At 56.1% G+C, this 472-nt stretch carries 1 pseudogene; it reads right to left on the reverse strand.

Going from position 1 to position 472, the window contains the following annotated elements:
• A pseudogene (locus HMPREF2716_RS10645) lies at nt 1-364 on the reverse strand (hypothetical protein); the annotation flags it as partial.
• Nucleotides 365-472: the final 108 nt, after the last annotated feature.

Consider the following 472-nt stretch of genomic DNA (forward strand, 5'->3'; position numbering starts at 1 on the left):
CTCGTACGACGATCAGGGCCGAGTCACGCCCGAAGTCCCCCCTAGCCTTGCCGTACCAGCCATAGATATAGAAATCGATGCTCTGCAGTACCAGAGGGCAGCCGCTGACCGTGCGACGTAACAAAATCTTCGAATCACGTTTGTACTTTTCCCGGCCCGAGTTGTAGCCAATTTTGGTATCCCGCCTACCCGGCACTGTGCAAGTCTCACCTTTGGCCGGGACATAGGCCGCCGTGGCTTCGTAAGTAAACTCAGGTGGCAGGTCCGCCGTAACGGTAAAACTGTTGGACTTGCCCAAGGCAGTGCAGCCCTGGGCCAGCGCAAGGCAACTGGCAAGGGTCATTTTTTTAAGGGTGCGGTTCATCTGGAGGCGTCTCCTTGCCAATAACTGCAATCTTGGACGTTATTCGTCCACGGGTTGAAAGTTGCTGGAGCGCGAGCGCAGTGGGCAGGTATGGACACGCTTAGCGAA

This window comes from Pseudomonas sp. HMSC076A11 (genome assembly GCF_001810205.1).
Taxonomy (GTDB): Bacteria; Pseudomonadota; Gammaproteobacteria; order Pseudomonadales; family Pseudomonadaceae; genus Pseudomonas; species Pseudomonas aeruginosa.